The following is a 5,439-nucleotide window of genomic DNA, read 5'->3' as shown; positions in this document are numbered from 1 at the left end:
CTATTACAACTACAAAGAGCCGAAAAATAAAGAAGATTATTTTAAGGATAAGGATTTGTAAATTATTAGCTTTTTAGCAGATAATTGCAAATATTCGCTTTTTAACGGATAATTAGATTACAACCTTAAAAACTGTTATCGGAGTAGTTAGTTTGCTTACCGATTTAGCGTTATATGCTTCTAACTGGCTTATAATCTCATAACCATCAATATTGTTTACATCTTGTAAATCTACTACTACTGTATTAATACGTCCGTTTTTACATAGGTAATAATTTTGCGCTGCTTTACCCGCCAGATTTAAAGCGTTTTCACTAAATGAATTTGCGCCAACCATAGAAGCGGATCTAGCCGATATATCAGTTACGTTAGTTGCGTGAATGTGCCCTCCAATCATAAAAGATATTTTAACACCATTTAAAGAATACCTGCCTATACCAGATTGAGCCTTTTGTTGTTGGCTTGTCATTCTGCTAACATCGTGTGAGATTAGCCAGTTTTTGCCATCTATTTCAACAACTTCTTCAACCTTGTCTAAGCTACCAAATGAAATACCTTTAATATCGCTAAATGAAAGTATTTGCTTAATACCATCCATTATCATAAAATCGTAATTATCACTTAGCCCCTCGTTGCTAAAAGGCATTTCTTTACCTACTCTACTTTCGTTACCTAATACAGAAATTATCGTGATTTCAAAACCTGAGTTTCTAACTTCTAAAATAGCTTGCAATAAAATATACCTCATTAAAGAAGTTGCTTTAGCTCTATTTGTGGAAGCGTTTAAAAGCTCGTCTAATCTTCTGTCAGAATTTAAAAGGTCGCCTGTAAAGAGCATAGCTACCTTTTCATAGTTCTTTGATTTAAAATCTTCAATACATTGGCTAACATATAATTTTAATCGTTTAGCCATTATGTTAAAATCATACTTGTTATGTGGAAGATTTACAAGTTCATTTCCGTGCAAATCTGTAATCTGCATCACACCAACTCCAGAAGTGTTATTATTCTTTTTTAGCGTTGTGAGATTTATGTTTTTTAAAGCTTTTCCGTGTTCTTTATATACTTCTAATTGAGCTTTCGCGAAATCCCCTAAAGCATTTTCTAGTCTTGCATGTTCTCTAAAGGATTTGTTGGCTATCCTGTTTTTATCTTGAGCTTTTTGTTTCTCTTTAGAAAGCTTAACGTTTTGCTCTACAATTTCTTTATCTGCATAATAACTGTTAAGTCTTTCAGATATAGCTTTCCGTATAGCTCCATCAGATTTTTTGATATTGTATTTATGTTTTAAAAATCGAGATACTGCGGATTTATCTCCTGAAATGTTTTCGTCGTTCTCATACAAGTATAAAGCTTCATCGAAATAATCATCATAGTTAAATATCATATTGTTCTATTTTTTATCTATAACAAAAGTCTCTGTGTTTCCGCAATCATCCTTTATTATTACAGTAGCTTTTTTTCTTCCAAACAATCTAGTTTTTATTCCTAACAACTTCCATTGGTTGCGCTCCCAATAAGTAACAACATCGCTTTTATTTTTAAATTTCCTTTCAGTTATATTCAAACTTAAAGTGTCATTGTCAAAAGCAACAAAACCTTTTATAATTAAACAATCTGTGCTATCTATTATAGGTACTTTTATTTCTCTTTTTTGGTTAATTGCATCTAAAATAGGCTGTAGATTAATAGTATTATTGGTCTTATCTTCGTATCTTAGTGATTGCGTTATTATGCGTTCTATTCGATTTGTTCTAATTCTATTTTCCTCTAAGAATCTTTGCAAGTCTTGTCTGTTATATTCAAGATATTCGTTAAGCTCTTTTTTAGTGTAGGTTTGCGAAGCGAATTTTAAACTATCATACTTTCTAATGTGCGATATGTTTTCTGTTTGCCTTATGTTTTCAGCTTTTTGGTGTTGGTAGTCTTTGTAAAACCATATAGCAAGACCGATGCCTATAACTATTAAGTATATTTTTAAATTATTAATGTTTAGTAGGTTAAGCATTTTTTAAATCAATTACCTTCTTAATTACCTCGCAATACTCGTAAAGCTCAAAGACTTCAAAAACATTTAAAGCTTCAGTTAAATCTAATACAGAGCCTTCTTTACACCAGTTTTCAAAACAAACCATTGTATTAAACGATTTTATTAATTCGTCTGGTTGTAAAATTTGCTCGTATTTTTCGTTTATCCCCATTAACTTTTTTATTTGTTTACTATTAAGCTGCATAATCATCTATTACAACTAATCGTGCTTCAGTATCGCTACCCATAGCATCCATAAATTCTTCTAAAGCGTCTGTACTATAAATCATATCTTTATAACCATCGTTATTAATATCCCATTTAGCAAGTCCAGGAGAAAAACATCCGTTAAGGTTTTTCCAAAATGAAGCTGCATGAAACTTACATTCACTTCTATTCGGCACACCTTTTACTTCCCATAAGTAACGACTGAATTTATGTGAGTACTCTAAAACTAGCTTATACGTGCCTTCTGGAATACACGAAATATTCCTTTTATTATCTTGCCAACCACGCTCCAACAAATGAGAATTAAAAACCAAAGACCTATTGCTATTAAAAACAATAAGATTTCCCAAACTCTGATTTTTATCGCCATTATATCTTGTTATATATGCTGTTTTCATTTCTTTAAATATCTATGCATTTTACGGGAAAACCGTAATAGCATTATTTTTGTTTTTTTTTGAAATACAAAAGCCAACTCTTAAAAAAATTACCCCAACTCTTGTTGTACTTTTTATCAACCACATTTATTTTAAGCATAGAGGCTATGTAAATAATAAATACAATTGATGATAAAATAGAAACTACAGCTGGTGATGTAACAACTAGATAGAATGCTGCAAAAGTTATCTTTAATGTTTCTGCTTGCATATCTATTTTGATTTTTTCTGGATTCTATTAATTAGATTTGATGTTATATACCCACCACCTAAACCACTTAATGCAGCTAGAAAATGACTTACACCATCTTTAACATCGATAGATGCAGATGTATAATTACTCAATACCCAATTAGCTACTTCACTAATAAAAGCTAATACAACCAAAGAGCTTAAAGCATAAAATAAATAATGTTTAATTGTTAGTTTAGCTGAAGTAGGTTTTTTGTTTATTTCTAAATAAAGTATATGCACTAAAACAGCAGCGACACACACCCAAATCATACTCCAATCAAATGTATAATACCATAATTGTTCTTTTATTTTTTCCATAACTCTAGTTTTTAATTATTCTTCAAAATTATTTTGTTCTGTACCAGTAGTATTGTTCAAGACTACATTTGTGAAAATATTATCTTTATATAACCAACTAGCAGCTTCTACACTTGTACCTAAATCTAACAAACTACCAGATGTAGCGGTTTCAAACTCGCTGTTTTGAACTCTAAACTTGGTGATAGTTTTATCAAAATTGATAACATGCCAGTTAGTTGAAGTTGTACCCCTATCTATAATTGTAGAGTTTTTTAATTTAAAAGAACCTAAATCGTTATCAATATCTATAGCATAAATACCCGAAGCAATCCTTTCCGTTTCTAGTCTTAAATTATCGAATTCAAAATGTCCCGTTGCAGCATCGTTACCTCTATATCTTATATAGGCATCAGCACCTTTTACTTCCCAATCTTTATATAAAACATACTCGTTGGCACTCGGTGTATACCAAACAAAAACAGGTTGTTTTGATTTTAGTCCATGTACATTAGGCATGTAAATATTAGCAGTGCTATTCTCTAAAGTAATATTGTTAATAGTTGTGTTTTTACCGCGTAATATCAACGAAGCAGCATCTGCAACACCTACTATATTAATATTGCTAAGTGTATTGTTATAATCGTTTTCAATCATTTCAATACTGGTGTCAAAACTGGTTTGTCGGTCTTTTGCTACCGAATTAATCATGATTAAACCATCAAGAATTAAATCGCTGTTTGGGTTTACTTTTATTTTACTATCAGTCATAACATTGTCAACTACAACGCCACCACGTGTTTCTAGTAATGAAAATTTAAACTCGTTATTTTTCCAAATAGAACCAATATTAGTGTAGGAATGACCCCAATTAATAACATTGTTTTCTATGATATTATCCATACCTGTTACTGTAATAGTGGCCAGTTGGGTGTTTGGTTTTTGCCTAATAAATACATTATTCCTAACAGTTGTGTGCCATGAATCAATGGTAACAATATCATAATTACCGTTGCCGTAAAAAATGTTATTAAATATATCCCAGTACTTATTACCCTCATGATAATCTTCAATGTCTATTCCTGCCATTGGTAGAAAACCTTTAGCAAACGCAATAATATTATTGTAAACTTTAACGTATTGTGAGCCTGTACCAGATATGTTATTTCTACCAGCATCATGTATATAGTTATCCCTAATAGTTAGGTCAACTGTTATTTCTTGAATTTTTACTTTAGGTGCAACATTTCTAATATCGTTTGTATCTCCATTGTGCGCATAGGTTAAGTTAGACTGCTTAATAACCATTGCCATTTCGGTTGCCCCAGATGGAAATTTTATGCGATCATACATTTCGGTGTCTTCGTAAACTTCTAAAAACGCACCATTTACATCATAAAAAAACAAATCGATTAAGCCGTTATCAACACCAACTAAACTGCCATAAGCAGCACCTACGATGTGAAACTCGTTATGCAAAGAAAATGCTGTTAAACGCTGTCTGTCTGTTCTAAATGACGAGTGTGTCAAATCCCAACGTGTAATGTCTCGAATTTCTGTTGTAGAAGCTTCATAAGCTCCTGTGGTTCTGTTAATGCTTCCAAGTTCTAAACCACCACCATTGGAGTAAAAACCATCGTAAGGTGTGTTTCTAATATTATCGCCTGCGAAAGACGATATGTCTAAACCTTCAATTAAAATATTTGTACATCTGTGTATGGTTGAAATACCTGTATTAAATTCTGCAAGGGCTCGTCCATTAGGAAAATCACCTTTTAAGAATCCTGTTCTGTCTGATGAATACAAAATAACATTATCAGCTTCAACAAAGCCTATAAATGTAGATTTATAGAATTGATTTGGGATGCTTTTCCAACCAGAAGAATTTATAAAATCTATAACTGTATTGCTATGAATTACCAAAGCACTCATAACTAATGGTGATTGGTTTTCTTGCTCAAAAACACTTGCGTAATATGCACCACCCTGAACAGTTAAAACGCCATTATCTTCAGCAAAATCGATTGCTTTTTGAAGGTTTAACACATTATCAGTAGTTATTGAATTATCGCCAACTGCTCCAAACCATTCTGGATAAATTTTTTCGGCTTTTATTCCAACAAGCGTAACATCTAAACCAAGAATATCTAAATATGGATGTGCTTTTATAAAGGTGTCTTCGGTTGCTGATGATAGCGTACCATTTGTTAATTT

At 31.8% G+C, this 5,439-nt stretch carries 6 protein-coding genes; all 6 read right to left on the bottom strand.

Annotated features, from left to right (window positions below):
* Positions 1 to 112 precede the first annotated feature (112 nt).
* Complete coding sequence (locus tag AADI82_RS13490; protein WP_341216949.1) at positions 113 to 1,387, bottom strand: hypothetical protein; 1,275 nt, start codon at positions 1,385 to 1,387, stop codon at positions 113 to 115.
* 6 nt (positions 1,388 to 1,393) lie between these two features.
* Positions 1,394 to 2,008 carry a hypothetical protein gene (locus tag AADI82_RS13485; protein WP_341216948.1) on the bottom strand — a complete coding sequence of 205 codons (615 nt, stop codon included), beginning with the start codon at positions 2,006 to 2,008 and terminating at the stop codon, positions 1,394 to 1,396.
* Positions 2,001 to 2,201, bottom strand: a complete 201-nt coding sequence (locus AADI82_RS13480; protein WP_341216947.1) for a hypothetical protein — start codon at positions 2,199 to 2,201, stop codon at positions 2,001 to 2,003. The genes AADI82_RS13485 and AADI82_RS13480 overlap by 8 nt, the downstream gene beginning before the upstream one ends.
* Before the next feature lie 22 nt (positions 2,202 to 2,223).
* On the bottom strand, positions 2,224 to 2,655 hold the full coding sequence (locus AADI82_RS13475; RefSeq protein WP_341216946.1) for a DUF5675 family protein: 432 nt from the start codon (positions 2,653 to 2,655) through the stop codon (positions 2,224 to 2,226).
* A 252-nt stretch (positions 2,656 to 2,907) separates the two neighbouring features.
* On the bottom strand, positions 2,908 to 3,246 hold the full coding sequence (locus AADI82_RS13470) for a hypothetical protein (RefSeq protein ID WP_341216945.1): 339 nt from the start codon (positions 3,244 to 3,246) through the stop codon (positions 2,908 to 2,910).
* A 15-nt stretch (positions 3,247 to 3,261) separates the two neighbouring features.
* Positions 3,262 to 5,439 (bottom strand): right-handed parallel beta-helix repeat-containing protein (locus tag AADI82_RS13465; RefSeq protein WP_341216944.1); only part of this gene is annotated, 2,178 nt, incomplete at its 5' end.

The organism is uncultured Wocania sp. (genome assembly GCF_964021735.1).
Taxonomy (GTDB): Bacteria; Bacteroidota; Bacteroidia; order Flavobacteriales; family Flavobacteriaceae; genus Wocania_A.
This window is presented reverse-complemented; position numbering and strand designations above follow the sequence as displayed.